This is a genomic window from Oscillospiraceae bacterium MB08-C2-2 (assembly GCA_035621215.1).
Lineage (GTDB): Bacteria > Bacillota > Clostridia > Oscillospirales > Ruminococcaceae > WRAV01.
Map to the genome: position 1 here is coordinate 1,206,794 of CP141729.1, position 18,673 is coordinate 1,225,466.

Genomic DNA, 18,673 nt, shown 5'->3' on the forward strand with positions numbered 1-18,673 from the left:
ATGGGATACGCCTATTATTGGCTCTATATGCCACCCTGTGGCTTGGAGGCACAACATATTGCCTAGGGGAGGCTGGAAGGAAGCTCCTTATGAAAGAGATTTTTAAAAGCCAGAAATTCAAAACACTGCTTTCTTATTTTCTTTTGGCTGTCGCAGTCATTGCCGCTTATAAAATTATACTGGAATTAGAGGTCATCCTAAATTGGATCAGGCAGTTTTCCGGTATTGTTTCGCCTTTCTTTATGGGCTTTGCCTTGGCCTATGTGCTTAGCATTCCCAGTGGTGCCATACAACGTTTTTTGGGTAAAAGCGAAATCCTTTTTCTAAGAAAAAGAAAGAAGTTTTTGAGCATCATGCTCACCTATGTGTTGGCGCTTTTACTTATTGTTTTGATTCTCCGCTTGGTTGTCCCTTCTGTTTACAGCAGCATCCGGCTCTTTCTCTCGAATTTTCAAATGTATTACAACAGCGCCCGTGATTTTATTGATACCATCAACGAGCTGAGCATTATAAACCTTGATATCAGCATGGACAAGCTGGTTGCTTCTATCCGAAGCTTTAGTATGGAACGGCTTTCCGCTTCTATAGGAGCGATTTTCGGGGTTTCCTCTGCGTTATTCAGTGCTTTTCTGGCTGTTGTTTCGTCCATTTACATTTTATCGGAAAAAGAGAAATTCAAGCAGTATTTTACCCGACTGCTCAGAGCCTTTTTGCCCAGCACAGCCTATGACATTATTTTAAAATATACCCGTGATCTGGATCACAACTTTAAACAGTATTTGTATACTCAAACATTGGATGGCTGTATTCTCGGAACCATTGCCACCATCGAGCTCTATCTTCTGGGCTCTCAATATGCGCTGGTGCTGGGGATTATGCTGGGGATTGTAAACTACATCCCTTACTTCGGCTCTATCATCGGTTCGCTGGTAGCTGTCGTAGTGGTGGCTTTTACACAGGGAATTCCCGCCGCTGTTTTAACAGGCGTGATTCTGCTGATTACCCAGCAAATAGACGGCAACATCATCCAGCCCAAATTGATGGGAGGCTCCTTTTCTCTCAGCCCGCTTTTGGTGATCATCAGCATCAGCATCGGGGGTGCACTGGCTGGGATATTTGGTATGATTGCTGCAATTCCCATTGTGGCCGTGCTTAAAAACATTCTCGAGGATGCTGTTTTACATTTTGAAGCACAGAAAAGCCAAGCGAAACAACCCGAATAATAGAAGAAGCCTGCCAGAGTGGTAGGCTTTCTTTATTATTCGAGCCATTCTTTCCGTAATGTACAGGGGTATGCCTTGACTAAGTCCGGTCTTTTTGCCAAGGTGCCGGAAGGGTCAGCAGATATTCCCGGCTTTCAAAGGCTCGGGTGCCGCCAAAGCTGACATACTGCCCATCCCGCTGATAAACAAAACCCACTTTCTCCATAACCTTGCCGGAGTTTGGGTTTTCCTTGGCATGGTGGCCAAAAATACGGTCAACTTTCAGTTCCAGCACGGCAAAATCCAGCATAGCACGTGCTGCCTCGGTGGTATATCCCTGATTCCAGCGGCTCTGCATAATGTTATAGCCTATTTCAAACATACCGTGGTTCTCGTTAAAATTCAGCCCCCCGGAGCCAAACAGCAACCCATCCTCTTTGAGAACAAAACCCCAGACATAGCTTGTGGGGCTTTCCAGATTGGCTTCTTCCATCTTGAGCCAATCCAGTGTATCCTGCACACTCTGGTGCTGCTCCCAAATCATATACCGGGCAACAGCGGGGTCGCTGCTCCATCTTTCAAAAACAGTTTGGGCATCCTCTTGGCGCAGCGGCCGCAAAAGCATTCTTTCGGTTTCCAGTACCGGTGTTTTCATATAGATGATCTCCCCTCTGCGTTTTCATTAAATTGCCAGTCTATTCAGCCCGCCAGCCCTTGCATACATCCACCCAATCCTGAGCCCCCGAATACTGAGAAAGCTCCTCACAGGTCAGCTCAATGGCACTGTTTCCACTGCCGCAGGCGGGAAAAACTGTTTCAAAGCGCCGGAGGGATTCATCCAGGTACACCGGGATATCCTTTGGGATAGCAAAAGGGCATACACCGCCCACCTTATGGCCCACCAGTGAGGCCACTGTCTGGGGGTCAAGCATGCGGGGCTTGGCTCCAAATCGAGCCTTATAGCTTTTGTTATCGATCTTGGCATCCCCCGCTGTTACCAGCAGCAGGCACCCTTCCCCTTCGGAAAAGGAAAGCGTTTTGGCAATGCGGGCCGGAATCACATCCAAAGCCTGCGCTGCCAATTCAACCGTTGCGCTGGAGCTTTCCAGCTCGATGATTTTTGCCTCCATGCCATAAGGCCGAAAATACTCCTTCACCTTTTCAATGGACATTTTGCATTCTCCTTTTTTCTGCCGTTCTTCCTACATATACATTCAAACAGATTGAAAACCAAAGTGTTTTCAAATCTATTTGAATATGCAGGAAGAACAGGCCACTTTGCGGCCCGCAGCCTTTGGCCGCTGGAATAAAAACCAAGTTTTTATTTCTATTCAACTATAGCTGTATTGTATCATAAAAGAGTGCCGCCATGGTATATATTACCTAAATAATTTTTCACTGGATTGAATCCCATACAATTGGTTCCTTTTAAAAGGAATTACAAAGAGCAAAGCACCTGAAATTCTATTGAATGTGCAAAATAAAATCGCTATACTATACAAAGAAAGTGAACTGCAACAACGCAGCTGTTGAATAAAGGGGGCCAAAAAGAATGGATGCTTATAAACGTGCGGTGGCTATGATGGATCGGAAGGATAAGGGGCTGATTGCCTGCGGACTGGCCAGTAATTTGGATTTGCTTATTGGATGGGATGAGGAACTGGTGCAGAGCTGGGTTGACCGGTTCGCCACCGTCCCACGCCACTACGGACAGGCTTTCACCATGGAGGAGGTGGCAAACCTTTTTTTGTATCATCTCCCCCGTGGGGGCACCGAATGCTTTGTTTCCCCGGAAATTGGCAGGCATATTGAAACGGAGGCCAACGTTTCCAATCGTGCCGTGGGCGGAACTGGTACCCACGCCGCTAAGGTGCTTTCCTTGTTGGGCTTTCCTGCTCTGCTGCATATGACTGTGATTTGCAGTCCTTTGCTGGAACACCTCCGCTATCCTTCGCTTTCTATGGCGTCCGCAGAGGGGCCGGTTTCCGGTATGGAATACAACCCGGGAATCGAAATGCAGGCTCCTCACTACATTTTTCAGTTTCCCAAGGGTGCCTGCCTGACCTTTCAGGGCAAAGAATACCGTGCGCCGGTAGCCAACAAAATTATGCTCTCACGCAACGATGTAAACACCCATCTGCCTTTGCAGCCTGAGTTTTTCCATGCACTGCGGGATCGGGAGGATGTACCGGTGCTGCTGCTATCCGCTCTCAGCAATTTGGTGAATAAGGAAGACTTGGTGGGCCACCCCCGCCTACTGGCCAAATATATCTCCGAAATGAAAAAGCCTCCTCTGGTTTATTATGAGTGCGGCCCCTTCCGTGTACCGGACGGGCTCACCTATATGATGGAGAGCTTTCATACCTCCATCGATATTCTGGGATGCAGCGATGAAGAGATTTTTGCTTTGACCGGAGAAACGGATACCAGCGCCGAAGGATTGTATCGTGCATTGTGCCGCACAATGGAAGTTCTCAAGCCACAGAAGGGCCTTGTTCTTCATACCCGGGAAGGGGCTCTTTATTATGGAAATCCTCTGGATTGTGACATTGAAGCTGGGCTTGCCATGGGTGGCTTAACCGCCTCTACAAAGGCGAGGCTTGGGGTATATGGGACCCGTGGGCAGGTGCTGGCGATTCAGGACGAACCCAACAGCCCCTTAGGGGAGGAAATGCGGGCCACTCTTGCCCCTAAGGGAATTATCTTTGTTCCCTCAAAGCCTGTGGAGCACCCCACCGCCAGTATCGGTTTAGGAGATACCTTCACGGCTGGCGTGCTGACCTGTTTTTAATATTGTTTAATTTCAAATGCCATTCTTTCTGTTTAGGGGGAGTGGCATTTTTATATTTTAGAGACCATACCTGGTTTTGATGATTGATATTGCAAAACTTCACTCCTTGTAAAACACTTCTCTAAGGAATTGACGGATTTCAAGTTGACAATTGCCCCAATTTATGTTATTTTTATTTGTGTTGTCAGAACGATTTTCTGGCAAGTTTTAACGAGGTGTAGCGCAGTTTGGTAGCGCGCTACGTTCGGGACGTAGAAGCCGCAGGTTCGAATCCTGTCACCTCGACCAGAAGATTAGGTCAAAATAGATACAAGGCTGAAAAAGCCAGTGTTTATGCGGCCTGACGAGGGTTTTGAATGAAAAATTCAAGACCCTCGTTTTTCATAGATGCACCTCGCTTTTTAACAAGAAAGCGGGGTGTTTCTCGTTTTAGGCCGGAATCAGTCCGGTAAACAATTTAATAAAGCCAATACCCTACAGGGCAATTTTGAAGCGGCTGTGTTCTTCGTAACTGAAAAACACAGCCGCTTTTTTTGCGCCCAAAATCAAAAAGAAAGGATGGATGCACCATGAAAAATGAACTGCAATCCCTGCGGCTATTCAGCCCCCTCTTCCCCCATATCTACCGAAAAAACGAATGGGGTGATCTTGACGATTATCGGGAGGATTTATCTGCCTCCGAGCTTTTAGAATACGAAGATGAAATTCTTGCCCTCATTCAGAAAGAAAAGCTGCCCGATGAGGGTGAGCGTGGCCTCGCCGTTTACCTCGATGATGATCTCAGCCGAAAGGTGTACAGCATCAACCCGACTGTGGAGGAATGGAACGGCGAGCTGTGGGGCGTGACCGTGTCAGCGCCGATGATAAAATGAAGGAAAGTGCCAATTAAAAAATGCAGTTTTCTGGCGGATAGGGATGACATATGATACACTTTTTTCTGTCTGTAAAAAGCAGATAGAAAGGGTGGCAAAATGGAAGGAGACAACTGGATGGACATCCGAAGCGACCGCCAAAAAGGAATGAGCTACACAGAGATCGCCCGCAAGTACAACATAGACCCACGCACAGCAAAACGATATGCCCAGGCCGACACAAAACCGGTGTACAGCCTGACAGATCCCAAGCCATCAAAACTGGATCCATACAAAGAACAGATTGACGTGTGGCTGGAAGAAGCGCCGTATTCGGCGCTGCGGATACTGGAGAAGATCAAGGAAATGGGATTTCCGGGAGAATACTCCATCGTGAAGCACTACGTGCGAGGGAAAAAAGGACAGTTGGATGAGAAAGCAACGGTGCGGTTTGAGACGATGCCGGGGCTACAAGGCCAGGTGGACTGGGCATTCTTTGAAGATCATGTTGTGCTGGAAGATGGGAAACAGAAGAAGCTGTACTGCTTCCTGATGGTGCTGGGATACTCCCGGATGCGGTACATAGAATTTGTGACGGACATGAGCACCAACACGCTGATCCGCTGCCACCAGAACGCATTTCGGTACTTTCACGGCTACCCGGAGGAGATACTGTACGACAACATGAAGCAGGTGGTCGTCAAGCGTCTGCTCCGGCAGGAGGACAGCACGCTCAACCGACAATTTGAGGATTTTGCTGGATTCTACGGGTTCAAGCCGGTATTGTGCCGACCCTACCGGGGCCAGACAAAGGGCAAGGTGGAGCGGACAGTGGCGTTTGTTCGGGATAATTTCATGGTGGGAATCCGGTACAATTCGCTTGACGACCTAAACGGACAGGCCGTGGCATGGTGCAACAAGGTCAATGGGAAAGTGCACGCCACCACAAATGAGATTCCATTTGAGAGGCTAAAAAAAGAGGGCCTCAGCCCCCTTTCCAGAGAATATATCATCGACAAAATCAACCTGCGCCGGGTACAAAAAGACTGCCTCATCTCGTATGCCGGCAATCAGTATTCTGTACCAGCAGAATACGTCGGCAGAGATGTGGCAGTCGTAGCCCTGGACAACATGCTTGCCGCCTACTACGAAGGAAAGCAAATCGCCCTGCACCGCATATCGTACCAGAAAAAAGATATGGTAGTCAATGCCCAACATTACCGAAGATTAACCCTTAAGCAATCATTTGACATCGAAAACACCTTGCTGGACGGCGACAATGTCATTGATTTTCCTATCCGGCCGCCAAGTCTGTCCGCATACGATGAAGTAGCGGAGGTGGCGCAGTATGAGTGAAGTTTTGTACGAGCGACTCAAAGAAAACCTGGAATCCCTCAAAATGCGCAATACCCTGGAGATCATCGACAACTACCTGGAACGAGCTATCAAGGATGAACTCAACATTGTGGATGTCCTCGATCATATCTTCACCGAAGAGGCTAGGAGCAAGCGTCAGAGAGCTTACGAGAAGCAGATTCAGATGTCCGGCTTCCCCATCAAGAAGACCTTGGAGGACTTTGATTTCTCTTTTCAACCCTCCATCGACAAGCGCCAGATCGACGAGCTTTCTACCATGCGGTTCGTGGAGAATGCTGAGAATGTAGTGTTTTTGGGGCCACCTGGCGTTGGCAAAACCCATCTGGCCAATGCGCTGGGTATGGTTGCCGCCAAAAACCGCTACTCCACCTACTACATCAACTGCCATACCCTCATTGAGCAGCTGAAGAAAAGCCACTACGAGAATCGGCTACCAGACAAACTCCGCACCCTCATCCGTTACAAGGTGCTCATCATCGACGAAATTGGGTATTTGCCCATGGATATTCAAGGCGCTAACTTGTTCTTTCAACTCATTGCCAAAAGATACGAGAAAGCCTCTACCATCTTTACCTCAAACAAGACTTTTTCCCAGTGGAATGAAGTTTTTGCCGATGTTACCATTGCTTCCGCTATCCTCGACAGAGTGCTTCACCACTGTACCGTCATCAACATCAAGGGCGAAAGTTATCGCCTGAAAGAGCGCAAAGAGTACATGAAGCAAAAGCAGCAAATCGTCAATACCTTGTTTGAGCAGAACGCTCAGTAATCTAACTTTATACCCGACATTCCTCCCGCCGAAAACCTACAAAATTTATTCGGCGTTTTATTGCAAATTTAAACCGCCGTTGACATCAATATTCCCGCATTTTAGGTTACGAAAAAGGTGAGGACGGTCAGCCCGAAATTGTGCCGGAGGAAGCGGAAATTGTCAAGCGGATTTTCAGGAGCTATTACTCCGGTGCCAGCGTCCGAAAAATAAAGGAATCGCTGGAGGCAGACAACATTCTCTCTCCCACCGGTAAGCAGGAATGGTCAGTTGGCGTACTGCAGTATATGCTCCGGAACGAGCGTTACATCGGCGATGCCCTGCTGCAGAAAACCTATGTAGTGGACTGCCTGACCAAGGAAACCCGGAAAAACAACGGCGAAATCCCCCAGTATTATGTAACTGGAAACCATGAGCCGATTATATCAAAGGATTTATTCAACCTTGTACAGGAGGAAATCGCCCGGAGAGCCGGGAAACGTAAGGTGGCCAAGAAAGCTGTGAAAACCGAAAAAGGAAAATATAGCAGCAAATATGCGCTGACTGAGCTTCTCTGCTGCGGTGAATGCGGGACACAATACCGCAGGGTTACTTGGGCGAGAAATGGCAAGAAAAAGGTGGTCTGGCGCTGTATCAACCGCTTGGAGTACGGCACGAAATACTGCAAGGAATCCCCTACCATTGAGGAAAGCCGGTTGCACCAAGCCATTGTCGCCGCCCTGAACCGGTTGGATGAGGATAAGGCTGATGTCATCGAAACCCTCAAAGCAGGCCTGCAGCTTGCCATCGGTTCACAGGATGATGACAGCTTCAATGAAGCGGCTGTCCAAAACCGTATCGCCGAGCTGCAGAGCGTGATGATGGATTTGGTGGAACTCAGCTCCAAATCCAGCGCCGGTGCAGATTACTTCGAGGCCAAGTTTGAGGAAATCGCAGCGGAGATAAAGGGATTACAGAATCAGCTTGGCGAACACCAAGAGCAGACCATGCTCGCCCAAAACACACAAGCCCGAATTCATGAATTGCTTTACATGATGGAACATACCGATCTCAGCTTGAAAGAATACCGGGAGGATGTAGTCAAGGCTGTGATTGATAAGGTGGAGATTTTATCCGCCGACCGCATCCGGATTACCTTTAAGGGAAATACACAAATGGAACAAGAGCTGCCGGGTGAATAAAGATAGCAGGAGAAGCCGCCACAAATGCTGGCGGCATTTTTCTTTGGGTAGAATTTTTGCTATTTTTCAATTCGTTTCACCATAATACTGTGAATATTTCCATAATTTACACGAATTTGATTGCTTTATTCGCCGCTGCGATATATAATATATACAATATTTATTCGGCAAAGGAACGTTCTAATGGACTATATGACAGCGAAAGAAGCAGCGGAAAAATGGGAAATCACTCCACGCCGGGTACAGGTGCTTTGCGCACAGGGTAAGATACCGGGCGCTGTTCGGTTTGGGGTTACTTGGGCAATACCTAAGGATGCTACGAAGCCTAAGGATGGTCGATATAAAAATGGCGATTAGAAAGAAAGTATATATGGCTGGACAATGCTTCAGAATTGATAGGTTGTTTTATCAACCTTATGCTTAGTTAATTGCTGCTATTGTAAAAAAAGGTAAAATGATTTATATCAAGTGATAAGTAAAACCAGTGAATATGTAAGAAGATTTAAAACAGGTATCCGTAAAATGGGATAAAAGGAGAATATCTATGGCTATTTATCTTCCGCTTGTTAATAAAATGGAAGTAACGGGAATTGACAAAATATTTAAAAATGAGATAGTTGAGATAGATTTCAATAAATCTCTTAGTATTTTATTAGGAGGTAATGGCTTAGGTAAAACGACACTTCTGCAGAGCATAATTTATGCTCTGACAGGTGGCTTGAATACCAAAGAAGTAGAGTCAATTACCAGTCTAAGATGGAATAATGATTTTTTTAAAAAACGTGTGAATCCAGAAATGTTAACGACCGCTGACATTATGATAGACTTCAATTTAGGAAGCTGTAATTTTCAAATAACCAGAGGGATAAATAATAATAAAATCACCTCGTTAATTGTTAATTATCAAACCATAGATGAAGCGTATTTTGAAGAAGAAATTGTTCAAAAGGGTAATTACGATAATTACGATAGTTTTGTTTTTATTGTTAATCGTATGTTATACTTGCCAGAAAGTAGAAGAACCTTGACATGGGATTATGATGCTCAAGTTAGAACCTTAATGATTTTGAGTAATGATATAATTGATGAAAAGAAGTACCGTGAACTGAGGGCTGAAATAAAAAATTTAGATAGTACAAAAAGGCATACCACAGTCAGAATTAATAAAATAGCAGCGTTGGCTGAAAAGGAAACATTAACTCGCACAAAGGCATTAACTCCAGAAAGAGATGAAATGCTCCGCAGAAAAAATGAATTGAGCCAGCAGTTGCAAATATATCTGAATGAAAGAGAAAATCATTCAAATGACTTGAAAAAGTTTGAAGAGAGAAGAGCAATTTTAGCTGAGGAAATCTTAAAAATAACTAATATTATTAGGACGTATGAAGCAGATTTTTTATCTAGAAGTTTATCTCAATATGGTGAAAAAATAAATGTATTGTTTGAAAAAGCTGTAGCTAACGGTATTTGTCCTAATTGTGGAGAAAAAACAGAAACTTATAGGGCGATTGCCCGTGAAAGGGCTTCACTCGGTGAGTGCCTAGTTTGCGGTGTTAAACATCATGAACCCAATCATATTTCAACTAACGAAATAGATGATTGCAATTCTCAGCTCAATGAAAAACTAATAGCGAGAGATAACGCTAATACCCATATTATTCATTTGCGTAATCAAATTCAAACTTTGGATGATAATATTTTTGGAATAAGAAAAGAAGTAAATACAATAGATTATGCATTATTTATAAATGCCGATAATGTTAATGAGGTGAATTCAGAAGAGGAATTCGAAGATATTGAAGTTGAGCATGCAAAATTACTTTCTACTCGAGATGGTTTGGAAAGTGATATTAAAATTAAAACCTCTGAAGCAGATAGGTTATACCAGAGATTTATGAACGATTTTGAAGAAAGATATAAACGTCTATCGGACATCTATAAAACTGTTGCGACCTCGTTTTTAGGGAAAACAGTGACATTAGAATATGAAAATAGCCCAGATAAATTTGTGGAAATAAAATATTTCATACCGGTATTTGATGAAGAAGCAAGAAAAAATCCGGAAGATTGTTCTGAAGCACAAAGATTTTTTTTAGATATTGCATTTAGATTATCGTTAATTGTTTTGAATCAAGAGTTAACAGGTACCAGTGGTACTTTTGTGTGTGAAACACCTGAATCGGCTCTTGATGTTAGCTATGTTAATAATGTTGTTGAGATGTTTTTTGAATTTTTGGAAAAAGATAATAAGCTTATTTTGTCAAATAACATTCAAAAACTAGGCTTAGCACAATTACTAGTCGGTAAATCAAAAAAAGAAAATATGCAATATTCTATTTTTGATTTATTAGAATATGGAAAACTTTCTGAAATTCAAAAGAATTCAACTGAGTTGCTAACAATACGTGATGAAATTTTGAGAGGTATATAGATATGCAATCAGGATTACTTTTAAGGATGCGTGATGTGGCGCTATGCTTGTTTTACGCTAAAAAAAACAAGCAATTATTGACTAAAATACAATTACAAAAATTAATTTATTTGAGTGATTGCCTGCAAATGTTTATGAATACAACTTTATTAGATAAAGGTCATGAAACTTATTTGCACGGGCCATATGATCGAAATATTCAAAACGCTTCAGATATTTTAGTTTTTAGAAATATGGCGGAAATGCATAATATACATTTTTTTGGAGGCAATATATCTTGCCAGTATGAATTGATAGAAAGCGGCGAAAATTGGGTTAAATATTTACGTGAAAATGACCAGACAGCTTTACAAATTTCATCCATAATCGAATGCCTGCTCGAAGTCATAATTAAAAGAGATTTGCTTAGAGAAATAAAAAATATTGTATATTCTGAACCTCTTTTCGTAAAGAATCAAAAAAACGGGTATGGTGTTACTCTTAATTTTAATGATTTGGACGAAAATGACGTGTTTAATTATTTAACAATTATTCTCGATGCATTTCAATTTGAAAAGGAAGCTAGTAAAACGATATTTGTCAGTGATTTGTTTATTGATTATTTGCAAAAACGTATGCAGGCACTGGCAACTAATCAGGAGGTGTAAATAGATGCTATCTGATATGGATAGAGATATTCTTATTCAAACTATTGCTGATTATTCTATTGAATTATCGGGAGTACTTAATATGCCTTTAAATGATTTTAAGTCATGGCTTACTATTTTTTGTGATCAACTGAATACGACTTACATAAATTGCGGAGCAATGGTTGTAGCTTTTGTATTTAAACGGGATTTTATTAGTTCCATTGAGTTAAGTTATGATAACCTTAATAGATTTGCTGAAAGTGGAAAAGAGGTTGTTTGTATTAACTTGGATCATAAGCTAGCTTTGTGTAGTGATCTACAATCGGCGGATGAACTTGAAATTTCTAAATACGGAGAAGCCTCTAAAAATGTAATTTTTCGTTTAGAGGGTGAGCTTCTAAAAATTTATATAGATGGAAGGTTAGCAAAAAGAATTAATATAGCACATCCATTATCAGTTTCAGAAGTGCGTTTTTCCAAGAATTCAAGATCATGCAAGGACTATAAGCTTGTAATTGAAGATCATAGAAAAATGCGTTTAATAAATATAATGGATACGTACTGGAGTGACAAAAAGAATCGAATACTAAAAGGCGGTAGAACTGAAGATATATTTCAGCAATCTCTTTTTGAGTGGTTCCAATTACATATTCATGATGGTCATACAAAAATTGAAACCAAAACAAATGCAGGAGATAGAACCGATATTGATATCTACGCATTTTTTACGGGTCAGCACTATGTTATAGAGGTTAAGTGGCTAGGTATTAATGAACACAATACTAGTTACGATGCTGATAGAATTATTGAAGGCATCGGACAAATTAAGACTTATTTAGAAAGAGAGCCAATTAACGAAGCGTATTTAACATGTTATGATGGCCGACCAGAAGAAGATCATATTACCAATAGTCATGTGGAAGAAACATTAATTCCACCCAAAGGTGACTACATTATAATATTTTTAGAGTCAGAAAGTGCGAGCAAAAAAGGAGAACAATATGCCTATAGAAGCAAATTGGAATCATAATTATACTGGTGACTGCATACCGAATTTCTCAACAAATATGGAATCACCCCGTCATCGATGGTATGAGTTTAAAGAAGGTTTTGGAAATACATTAGTGCATAGAGCTATAAGTGAAACAAGGGCAATAAATAGAAAGAAAACACTGACAGTATTAGACCCTTTTTCCGGGTCTGGAACAACTCCATTAACTGCACTACAAAATGAGTGTAATGCTATAGGGTTAGAGGTCAATCCATTTATGAGTTTTGTTGGAAAGACAAAATGTCAAGCTAAAAACAGTAGTAAAGAAACTCTCATAAAGGAATTGAGTTATATCCTAGATAAAACTCCATTTGAAATTTCAAGCCCATTGGAAAATCAATCTTCGTTTTCACCAAATGGAATCAGAGATAAATGGCTTTTTAACAGGAGCGTTTTACGCGGATTTGAGGCATTAAAACGATATATAAACGAATGCCAGAATAAAGATATTTTTATGCTGGCATTATTTTCAGCGACAATGAAATGTTGCAATGCACAAAAAGATGGTAAATGTTTAAGATATAAAAAGAATTGGGATACTTTTGCATTTTCATCAATAGAACTAAGGAGTATATTTAAACAAGAGAGTTTAAATATAATAAATGACATAGAACAGTCACCTTTATTGGTAGGAAATCGGGATTTTTTTGATGGTGACTCTCGAAAATCTTTGTTGAAAATAGATAGCAGGAATGTTGATTTGGTAGTTTTTTCACCACCTTATTTAAACTCATTTGATTATTCGGATATCTATAGACCAGAACTATTCCTTGGGGGCTATGTGACAAATAATGAGCAGTTAAGGCTAATAAGGAAAGAAACATTACGCTCTCATGTACAATACAAGTGGAATACTATTGATCAAGCTAATTCTGATTGGGCAAAAAACATTTCAGAACAAGTACAAGGAAAAAAAGAATTGTTGTGGAATAAAGATATTCCACAAATGATTGATGCTTACTTCTACGATATGGAACAAATTTTTAAAGAGTCCTATCGAGTTGCAGCCCCTAATGCTCAATTATGGTTTGTTGTTGCTACATCAGCATATGCTGGGGTGGAAATACCTGTTGATCTAATACTAGCTGATATTGCCGTAAAGCAAGGATGGGCGCTAAAAACCGTAAATGCATTAAGGAAATTACGAACATCAAGTCAATGTGCTAATGCTGATGGGCAAAAAATTCGATTAAGAGAGTCTCTCGTTATTTGTCAAAAATGACTTGATATGTAGATGCTTTAAACCTAAAGTATGTATGAGCAATAGCTTGCATCTATTTTGACCTAATGACACAACAGAAAGCCCGCATAAACGTGATGTTTATGCGGGCCTTTTTATTTGTTGTAATAACTATTATGTTTGGTTACACGGTGCAAGGTAAGGTACAATAAATTGCGCAAATTAAAAAAAGATAAAAAGAGACAAGGTTTGCAGTCTTTGATAGAATGAGATAAGGTACAATAAGTTTCGCAAATAAGAAAAGGACAAGGTTTAAGTCTCTGGTAAAATGGGAGTAACGACACCACCATTTTGAAAGGAGACAGAAAACCATGTCCGAGAAAATTGTACAACTAAACGAGGAAGTAATCAAGGTAGAAATCCGGGAACTGGTGCGCAATAGCGTGGAGGAAACACTCAATGGGTTGTTGGAGCAGGAAGCACAGCAACTGACCAATGCCGCGAAATATGAACGCAGTGAGGGTCGACAGGGCTACCGCAGCGGGCACTACAACCGGAATCTGACAACAACGTCAGGGGATGTGGAGCTGAAAATGCCGAAGCTGAAAGGAGTGTCCTTTGAGACAGCGATTATTGAGCGGTACCGCCGCCGGGAAAGCAGCGTAGAAGAAGCATTGATTGAGATGTATCTGGCCGGGGTATCAGTACGGCGAGTAGAGGATATTACAGAGGCATTGTGGGGAAGCAAGGTGTCACCAGCCACGATCAGCGAACTGAACAAGAAAGCGTATGTCCACATTGAAGATTGGCGGGGTCGCCCCTTGCAAGGCGGGAAATACCCATATGTCTATGTGGACGGCATCTACCTTCGCCGCAACTGGGGCGGAGAATATGAGAATGTGGCTATCCTCGTAGCCATCGCAGTCAATGAGGACGGCTACCGGGAGGTGATTGGCGCCGCTGAAGGGATGAAAGAGGATAAAGCAAGTTGGGTGTCCTTCTTCCAATGGCTGAAAATCCGTGGACTTTCTGGTGTCAAGCTCATTGTGGGTGACAAATGTCTGGGTATGCTGGAGGCCGTCTATGAAGTGTTTCCCGACGTCAAATACCAGCGCTGCACCGTGCATTTCTACCGTAATGTATTCTCTGTTACCCCTCGCTCCAAGGTGAAGCTGGTAGCGAAAATGCTTAAGGCTATCCATGCGCAGGAAAGCAAAAAAGCGGCACGGGAGAAGGCGAAAGCCGTTGTGCAAGAACTGCACGCCATGAAGCTGACCCAAGCGGCCAGAAAAGTGGAGGATAGCATTGATGAGACGCTTACCTATGCCGATTTCCCACCCGAACATTGGACACGAATTCGCACGAACAACGTCATCGAACGCCTTAACCGTGAAATCCGTCGCCGTACAAGGGTGGTCGGCGCATTTCCTGATGGAAACTCCGCTCTGATGCTCGTCTGCGCACGTTTGCGCCATGTCGCCGGTACTCAGTGGGGTAACAAGAAATACATGAACATGAAGCATCTTGCTGCTGCAGCAGACGATGCTTTGATCGCTGGTTAATCCCACATTATCAGAGGCTCAAAACCAATTTGCGAAAAACTATTGACACTACCCGGTGCAAAAAAGGATCAATTATTTGCAAGATGCAAGTAAAGATGCAAGTCAGGTATATATGATTTCGTATTTCATTACGCATCTCCTTAAATCCTATTGTGTTTAATCACGATACGAGAATAAAGCTGCAGTATTGGCAGTTTATCTCCGGGTAGAGATGTCACTAGCAACAATTGCTGGTGGCGTTTTTTACAATATTAAGATATAATTGGCTGTAAGTAAAATGCAGAGCATGTATAATCTGTTAGGGTAAGGAGCAATTGAATGGATAATGTGACTCAAAATATAAGTAATTCGAAATGGAAACGCAACGCTGGCTTTTTTATTGGTGGTCAGTTTGTATCTATGTTCGGTTCAATGCTTGTTCAGCATGCCATCACGTGGCATATTACACTTAAAACCCAGTCTGGCGTGTGGATGACGCTGTTCACCTGTGCGGCACTATTGCCTATGGTGCTGGTTTCACCCTTTGCAGGTGTATGGGCTGACCGGTATAATCGAAAGTATCTGGTCAATATTGCAGATGCTGCCATTGCCTTCATTACACTGATTCTTGCGGTGTTGTTTTTGATGGGCTATGAGAACATGTACCTCATGCTGGTTGTGGTTATGGTGCGCAGTTTCGGGCAAGGGATTCAGCAGCCTGCTGTGAACGCTCTCATTCCGCAAACTGTACCTCCTGAGCAGCTCACACGCTTCAATGGAATTCAAAGCTCGGTGCAGTCATTGACTATGTTTGCGGCCCCTATGCTCAGTGGTGTTTTGCTTTCTCTTTTGCCAATCCAATATATTTTCTTTATTGATGTAATTACAGCGGTGATCGGTATATCGGTTGTATTTTTCTTTGTTCATGTTCACCATTCATACGAGAAAAAAGACCTCGATCAAAGTATGGGGGCATACATTGAAGAAATCAAGGTAGGGCTGCGCTACATCGGGGGTAAACCATGGCTGAAGGTGCTAATGGGCTACACCGCTTTCTTTGTTGTGTTTGCAACACCTGCCGCACTGCTCACACCACTACAGGTGGCACGAACCTTTGGGGACGATGTGTGGCGTTTGGCTGCTGTGGAAATTGGATTTGCACTGGGTATGACGGTAGGCGGAATCGCTATATCGATATGGGGCGGTTTTCGGAACAAGGTGCACACAATTATTATGGCGTGTATCGCCTTTGGGTTAACAACTGTGTTATTCGGCGTTGTCCCTAACTTTTGGCTGTATCTGTTTATTATGCTGCTCTGCGGTGCAGCCATGCCCATGTTCAATACACCAGCTATGACTTTGATGCAGACAAATATTGACCCGCAGGTAATGGGGCGTGTGTTCAGCGTATTCATGATGATAAATGGCTTGGCAATGCCAATTGGCATGACAGTTTTCGGCCCTTTGGGTGATGTTGTGAGAATCGAATCTATGTTGATTGTGACAGGGATACTTCTTATCCTTTGTGGCTTTTCATTGTTTTCGTTTAAGTCGCTCAATGAAGTGGGGATTCTGCAAACAGGACAAAGCGAAGCGAATTAAGTGTTTTCTAACAAGACGCGCTTTTATCAGCTTTAGTAACATAATGCCTTCAAAATAACCTTTTATCAGGGGAAGCCAATTCAAAAATGGATTGACTTCCCCTATTTATAGAGTAAAATGAGAAACATACACAATAAGAACTAAAAGAGGACCCACTCATGGAATGAAAATACTGCCCCTGACCATGTATATGAAATTCGGAGGCACCTAAAACGCGATACGCCCTACCCTGATCTGCCTGTTATTGCAAATCCCCAATTTACGCTGGATATTAAACAAGACAATAATTCTATGGAAAAGCTGTTGTCACTGAAAGCCGCCTTATATTACTGTTATCATGGAGGTCTTTATCAACCGGTACAGTAAAAGGCCACACATTTAATTTCATAATTATATAAACTCAAATAAGAAAGAGAGGTAAACAATTTATACTATGAAAAGAATAACAATTTTTGCTTTCCTCATTATCTTATCGCTGATCGTGACAGCATGTGGTGAAAGAACTTCAAACGAACCATCGGCACAAAGTTCAGCAAATCAAATGCAGCAGGAACAAAGCGGTGAAAGCTCAAATCTCCCAAATGAATCCCCTCAGGCAAGCAACGAGGAAGAAAAAAGCCCAGCTGTTTTGACTGATTTTACAGTTGAAATTTATCCCGCTGTTGGCAGTACAGAGCCAGTCGACTCCCCACCGATAACCTTTACCCTGGAAATACCAGGTAGTTGGGTTGCAGAGGAAAACACAAGCGCACAGTATATTTATCATGAAGAAAAGGATAGTGAATTCCCTATTGCTATTATTCAAGGGGATCGAAAAGTCTCTAATCCGCAAAAACCTTTCGAGGATGTCTATGAAGAATTCCCCACCACTGTTTCTATAGCCGAAGTTGATGTTTCAAGCTACCCGGTGCTTCGCCATATTATCAAGGACGACAGCGGAGATACACCTTTCTACGCATACTCATACTATATCTTGGTTGAAGACAGCTTAGTTTCTATTGAGCTTAGAGCTTTTGACAACACCCCGCAGACACAGGAAAAGTGTGATGCGATAGTATCCTCCTTTACAGTGAAGTAGCCTTTCGGTAGCAGAATCTGAATTTATAGGATCTGTTCTACCGAGTGCCCTTATTGGATCAACAGATCCTAATAAGGGTACTCGAGGGTGTAGACTTTTGTCTACACCCTTTATGGGGGGCATCCAATGCCCCCCATATTCCCCCCGGATTGCGCCGCTCCAGCGCAAAAAATGGGATTCCTGCGTCGAAATCAATTCGACTTCGGAAGAATTACGCATCAAAACCATAAGATCTTCAAGTTTAAGGCAGTTATGTCTACAGCCTGGTGTGCTTTCATTGGATCAACAGATCCTAATAAGGGCACTTTGCATTTATTGGGCTTTTTCTCTTTGGGTACAGCTAAGGCTGTGCCCTTTTTTCTTTTAATACAAGCTTTCCGCCAACATAGAACCGCCGGTATTGTTGCCCGGCTTCCCTCTTTCTATAGAGCCGGCATATTATATATCATAAAGGAGGTGATACTATGCCGAGAAGAAACATATTCTGTTACCTATTCCCTCAATTTTGCCGCTCACCGAAACCGCCGTGGCCGCCAAGGCCTCCATGGTCACCTATCTTTCCGGAATCTCCATGGCCGCCCGGCCCTCCTGGTCCTCCATGGCCGCCTGGACCTCCCGGTTCTCCAAGGCCACCCGGCCCTCCTGGTCCTCCAAGACCGCCTGGCCCTCCGGGACCTCCGAGGCCGCCTGGCCCTCCGGGACCTCCGAGGCCACCCCACCCTCCAAGACCGCCAAGACATCCATAATCTCCGGCAATTTAATTCAGGCACATTAAAAACACCGCACAACCCAAGTGGCTGTGCGGTGTTTGAGGGTGTAGCCAAAAGTCTACACCCTCTATGGGGGGCATCCAATGCCCCCCATATTCCCCCCGGATTACGCCGCTCCGGCGCAAAAAGCAGTATTCCTGCGTCGAAATCAATTCGACTTCGGAAGAATTACGCATCAAAACCATAAGGACTTCAAGTTGACGCTGTCCTGTCTACAGTT

At 43.1% G+C, this 18,673-nt stretch carries 16 protein-coding genes and 1 tRNA gene; 15 read left to right on the forward strand and 2 right to left on the reverse strand.

Annotation, left to right across the window (positions count from 1 at the left end; translation table 11 throughout):
- Positions 1-89 precede the first annotated feature (89 nt).
- Positions 90-1,223: an AI-2E family transporter gene (locus U6B65_05380; GenBank protein WRS28565.1), complete on the forward strand. Its 1,134-nt coding sequence runs from the start codon at positions 90-92 to the stop codon at positions 1,221-1,223.
- Between the two features lie 79 nt (positions 1,224-1,302).
- On the opposite strand, the gene U6B65_05385 is transcribed toward U6B65_05380, so the two are convergent.
- Both U6B65_05385 and U6B65_05390 read right to left on the reverse strand, forming a co-directional pair.
- Positions 1,303-1,857 (reverse strand): GNAT family N-acetyltransferase, encoded by a 555-nt coding sequence (locus U6B65_05385; GenBank protein WRS28566.1) that lies wholly within the window; start codon positions 1,855-1,857, stop codon positions 1,303-1,305.
- Between the two features lie 40 nt (positions 1,858-1,897).
- Positions 1,898-2,374, reverse strand: a complete 477-nt coding sequence (locus U6B65_05390; GenBank protein ID WRS28567.1) for a YbaK/EbsC family protein — start codon at positions 2,372-2,374, stop codon at positions 1,898-1,900.
- A gap of 380 nt (positions 2,375-2,754) precedes the next feature.
- Between U6B65_05390 and U6B65_05395 the strand changes: the two genes are divergently transcribed.
- The 14 genes from U6B65_05395 (at position 2,755) to U6B65_05460 (ending at position 17,683) form a co-directional block, all read left to right on the forward strand.
- The gene (locus U6B65_05395) at positions 2,755-3,993 is read left to right on the forward strand and encodes an ADP-dependent glucokinase/phosphofructokinase (GenBank protein ID WRS28568.1); all 1,239 of its coding nucleotides are present in this window, start codon (positions 2,755-2,757) and stop codon (positions 3,991-3,993) included.
- Positions 3,994-4,204: 211 nt separating this feature from the next.
- A tRNA-Pro gene (locus tag U6B65_05400) sits at positions 4,205-4,281 on the forward strand.
- Positions 4,282-4,562: 281 nt separating this feature from the next.
- Positions 4,563-4,865, forward strand: a complete 303-nt coding sequence (locus U6B65_05405; GenBank protein ID WRS28569.1) for a hypothetical protein — start codon at positions 4,563-4,565, stop codon at positions 4,863-4,865.
- 117 nt (positions 4,866-4,982) lie between these two features.
- A complete protein-coding gene (gene istA, locus U6B65_05410; protein ID WRS28570.1) occupies positions 4,983-6,200 on the forward strand; it encodes an IS21 family transposase in 1,218 nt (405 codons plus the stop codon).
- Positions 6,193-6,990: an IS21-like element helper ATPase IstB gene (gene istB, locus U6B65_05415; protein ID WRS28571.1), complete on the forward strand. Its 798-nt coding sequence runs from the start codon at positions 6,193-6,195 to the stop codon at positions 6,988-6,990. Before istA ends, istB begins: the two co-directional genes overlap by 8 nt.
- A gap of 140 nt (positions 6,991-7,130) precedes the next feature.
- Positions 7,131-8,171 carry a recombinase family protein gene (locus tag U6B65_05420; protein WRS28572.1) on the forward strand — a complete coding sequence of 347 codons (1,041 nt, stop codon included), beginning with the start codon at positions 7,131-7,133 and terminating at the stop codon, positions 8,169-8,171.
- A gap of 183 nt (positions 8,172-8,354) precedes the next feature.
- A complete protein-coding gene (locus U6B65_05425; protein WRS28573.1) occupies positions 8,355-8,528 on the forward strand; it encodes a helix-turn-helix domain-containing protein in 174 nt (57 codons plus the stop codon).
- A 187-nt stretch (positions 8,529-8,715) separates the two neighbouring features.
- Complete coding sequence (locus U6B65_05430) at positions 8,716-10,602, forward strand: AAA family ATPase (GenBank protein ID WRS28574.1); 1,887 nt, start codon at positions 8,716-8,718, stop codon at positions 10,600-10,602.
- A 2-nt stretch (positions 10,603-10,604) separates the two neighbouring features.
- Positions 10,605-11,249: a hypothetical protein gene (locus U6B65_05435; protein WRS28575.1), complete on the forward strand. Its 645-nt coding sequence runs from the start codon at positions 10,605-10,607 to the stop codon at positions 11,247-11,249.
- A gap of 4 nt (positions 11,250-11,253) precedes the next feature.
- Complete coding sequence (locus U6B65_05440; protein ID WRS28576.1) at positions 11,254-12,261, forward strand: hypothetical protein; 1,008 nt, start codon at positions 11,254-11,256, stop codon at positions 12,259-12,261.
- Complete coding sequence (locus tag U6B65_05445; protein WRS28577.1) at positions 12,233-13,504, forward strand: hypothetical protein; 1,272 nt, start codon at positions 12,233-12,235, stop codon at positions 13,502-13,504. Before U6B65_05440 ends, U6B65_05445 begins: the two co-directional genes overlap by 29 nt.
- 329 nt (positions 13,505-13,833) lie before the next feature.
- Positions 13,834-15,024 (forward strand): IS256 family transposase, encoded by a 1,191-nt coding sequence (locus tag U6B65_05450; GenBank protein WRS28578.1) that lies wholly within the window; start codon positions 13,834-13,836, stop codon positions 15,022-15,024.
- Between the two features lie 318 nt (positions 15,025-15,342).
- Positions 15,343-16,605, forward strand: a complete 1,263-nt coding sequence (locus U6B65_05455) for an MFS transporter (GenBank protein ID WRS28579.1) — start codon at positions 15,343-15,345, stop codon at positions 16,603-16,605.
- A gap of 433 nt (positions 16,606-17,038) precedes the next feature.
- Entirely contained in the window at positions 17,039-17,683 is a 645-nt protein-coding gene (locus U6B65_05460) for a hypothetical protein (protein ID WRS28580.1), read from the forward strand.
- The last annotated feature ends 990 nt before the right edge of the window (positions 17,684-18,673 follow it).